This window comes from Komagataeibacter kakiaceti JCM 25156 (assembly GCF_000613305.1).
Genome location: NZ_BAIO01000260.1, coordinates 1 through 3,267, shown reverse-complemented (window position 1 = coordinate 3,267; position 3,267 = coordinate 1). Strand labels below are relative to the sequence as shown.

Annotated in this window: 3 protein-coding genes and 1 pseudogene; 1 reads left to right on the top strand and 3 read right to left on the bottom strand. The window is 62.6% G+C overall.

The features are described from left to right. On the top strand, positions 1 to 392 hold a 392-nt coding region (queF, locus tag JCM25156_RS11885; protein WP_025813236.1), incomplete at its 5' end, for a preQ(1) synthase. Positions 393 to 549: 157 nt separating this feature from the next. Here queF and atpC read toward each other — a convergent pair. From atpC to JCM25156_RS23930, 3 genes and pseudogenes are all read right to left on the bottom strand, one after another. Next, positions 550 to 975: an ATP synthase F1 subunit epsilon gene (gene atpC, locus JCM25156_RS11880; RefSeq protein WP_025813234.1), complete on the bottom strand. Its 426-nt coding sequence runs from the start codon at positions 973 to 975 to the stop codon at positions 550 to 552. Between the two features lie 29 nt (positions 976 to 1,004). Then, positions 1,005 to 2,480: a F0F1 ATP synthase subunit beta gene (gene atpD / locus JCM25156_RS11875; protein WP_025813233.1), complete on the bottom strand. Its 1,476-nt coding sequence runs from the start codon at positions 2,478 to 2,480 to the stop codon at positions 1,005 to 1,007. Positions 2,481 to 2,512: 32 nt separating this feature from the next. After that, positions 2,513 to 3,267, bottom strand: a pseudogene (locus JCM25156_RS23930) (F0F1 ATP synthase subunit gamma); the annotation flags it as partial.

Genomic DNA, 3,267 nt, shown 5'->3' with positions numbered 1-3,267 from the left:
CCCGGCTGGAGCGCGTACCCGCCCCCGAACGCGGGCGGCATTATGTCGTGCGCTTCACCGCGCCCGAATTCACATCGCTATGCCCCGTGACCGGCCAGCCTGACTTCGCCCATATCGTCATCGACTACATTCCCGATGAATGGATCGTGGAAAGCAAGTCCCTCAAGCTGTTCCTGACCAGTTTCCGCAACCATGGGGCCTTCCACGAAAAATGCTCCCTGCAGATCGCCACCACGCTGGTTGACCTGCTGGGTCCGGTCTGGCTGCGGATCGGGGCCTACTGGTACCCCCGTGGCGGCATGCCGATCGACGTGTTCTGGCAGACCGGCACCCCGCCGGAAGGCGTATGGATACCGACACAGGACGTGCCCGGCTACCGGGGGCGTGGCTGAACGGCAAAAACGAAAAAAGCGCCCCGGTCAGGGCGCTTTTCCTAATTCCGGCCAGTCCGCCCCTTCTCCGGGGCGGAAGAAAACGCGGAACATCCCCAGGATTACAAGGAACGCCGCCTTTCCAAAAAAGACGGCGCCCGGAAACCCTTCCAGCTTCCTAGAGGGACATGGCCGGTATGGCTGACTGCGCGGCGTCGATCTCGGCACGGGCCGAAAGGATCTTGTCCATAAGGATATCGAGCGCGGGCACGTTCATCTTGTCCGCTTCCTCATAGGATTTTTCCAGCCCCGCCAGCCGCGCTTCCGCCTCGTCAACCGACAGGTCGGCCACACGTGTCGCCCGGTCGGCAAGGAGGGTGCAGTGGGTCGGCGCGATATCGGCGAACCCACCCGCCACGAAGAAGCGATGCGTCACCACACCGCCTTCATAGACATCAACCACGCCACCGCGCAGTGTCAGCATAAGCGGTGCATGATCGGGCATGGCCGCGATGTCACCTTCCGACCCCGGCATGACGACCATATCGGCGTCATGCGCGAACAGCACCTTCTCCGGACTGACAATCTTGACCTTAATGGACATGGTCTATCTTCCTTGCGTCAGGGGTCGGGTTAGGCCGATTCCTTCATTTTCTCGGCCTTGGCCACCGCTTCCTCGATCGCACCAACCATGTAGAAGGCACCTTCGGGCAGGTGATCGTATTCGCCAGCCACGATCGCCTTGAACGAACGGACCGTATCTTCCAGCGAGACCAGCTTGCCCGGCGCGCCGGTGAACACTTCGGCCACATGGAACGGCTGGGACAGGAAACGCTGGATACGACGGGCGCGGGCCACGACCAGCTTGTCATCTTCCGACAGTTCATCCATGCCGAGAATGGCGATGATGTCCTGCAGGGACTTGTAGGTCTGCAGGATGCGCTGCACGTCGCGCGCAACCTGATAATGCTCCGCGCCGACGATCTTCGGGTCAAGCGAACGCGACGTGGAATCCAGCGGATCCACGGCCGGGTAGATGCCCATTTCCGCGATGGAGCGGTTCAGCACCGTGGTGGCGTCCAGATGGGCGAAGGTCGCGGCCGGGGCCGGATCGGTCAGGTCATCGGCCGGGACGTACACGGCCTGCACGGACGTGATCGAGCCCTTCTTGGTCGAGGTGATGCGTTCCTGCAGCGCGCCCATTTCGGTCGCGAGTGTCGGCTGGTAGCCCACGGCGGAGGGGATACGGCCCAGCAGGGCGGACACTTCGGCGCCCGCCTGCGTGAAGCGGAAGATGTTGTCCACGAAGAACAGCACATCCTGGCCTTCGACATCACGGAAGTATTCCGCAACCGTCACACCCGACAGGGCGACACGGGCACGCGCGCCCGGCGGCTCGTTCATCTGGCCATAGACCAGCGCCACCTTGGAACCTTCGGTCGAGTCACCGTTGATCTTGATGACGCCCGCATCCTGCATTTCGTAATACAGGTCGTTCCCTTCACGGGTACGTTCACCAACACCGGCGAAGACGGACACGCCGCCATGCGCCTTGGCGATGTTGTTGATCAGTTCCTGAATGATGACGGTCTTGCCCACGCCGGCGCCGCCGAACAGGCCGACCTTACCCCCCTTGAGGTACGGGCAGAGCAGATCGACCACCTTGATGCCGGTGGGCAGGATTTCCGTCGCGGCGGCCTGCTCGTCAAAGGCCGGGGCGGCACGGTGGATCGGGGCGTGACCCGCCGCCTTCACCGGGCCACGGTCATCAATCGGCTCACCGATCACGTTCAGGATACGCCCCAGCGTGCCCGGACCGACCGGCACGGTGATCTGGTTGCCCGTGGCGGTCACTTCCGCGCCACGGCTCAGGCCATCGGTCGTATCCATGGCGATGCAGCGGACTTCGTGTTCGCCGATTTCCTGCGCCACTTCCAGCACCAGGGTCTGACCGTTGAGTTCGACATGCAGCGATTCAAGGATATGCGGCAGCACACCCTCGAACTGCACGTCAACAACGGCGCCGCGGATCTGCGTTACGCGACCAACGACATTGCTTTTCTGCGCCTGCGTGGAGACAGGAGCCTCTTGAGTTGTGGTTTCCGACATGGGACAGCTCCTGTGAGCGTGAAGATTGGTCCTCAGACTGCCTGAGCGCCCGAGATGATTTCAATCAGTTCATTGGTAATATTGGTCTGACGCGTACGGTTGTAGGTCAGTGTCAGGCGATCGATGGCCTTGCCGGCGTTCCGGGTCGCGTTGTCCATGGCCGTCATCCGCGCGCCATTCTCGCCCGCCGCCGTTTCCAGCATGGTGGCGTAGAGCTGCACCTGCAGGTTGCGCGGCAGGAGGCTGGACAGGAGCGTCCCCTCATCCGGCTCGAATTCGTAGGTGGCAAGATCGCCCTGGGCCGTGTTGTCATTGTCCGGCAGCGCAAGCGGAATAAGCTGCATTTCCGTCGGCGTCTGGGTCATGACATTGCGAAAGCGGTTGTACACCAGCGTGCAGACGTCGAATTCGCCCTTTTCCAGCAGCGACGAAATCTGCTCACCCAGCTCCGCCGCGGCGGAAAAGGGGATTTCCTTGCCCGCGGCCAGATGGCGGTGCTGATGATCAGATCCTCGAACTCGCGCGCCAAGAAATCATGCGTCCTGCGCCCGACGGGCAGGAGCTTGACGGTCTTGCCTTCCGCCTGGAGCTTGAGCACCAGGTTGCGGGTCGTACGGTTGATGTTGGCGTTGAATGCGCCAGCCAGCCCACGGTCACTGGACATGGGGATCAGCAGATGCACCTTGTCCTGACCTGTTCCGGTCAGCAGCGCGGGCTGCCCGCCTTCACCTGCCACGCTCCGCGCGACCTCGGCCAGCATGCGACGCATCGCATCGGCGTATGGCCG

What these genes read in the sequence shown, in the direction of transcription:
- atpC (WP_025813234.1), bottom strand. Translation starts at nt 975, where the DNA reads ATGTCCATTAAGGTCAAGATTGTCAGTCCGGAGAAGGTGCTGTTCGCG.
- atpD (WP_025813233.1), bottom strand. Translation starts at nt 2,480, where the DNA reads ATGTCGGAAACCACAACTCAAGAGGCTCCTGTCTCCACGCAGGCGCAG.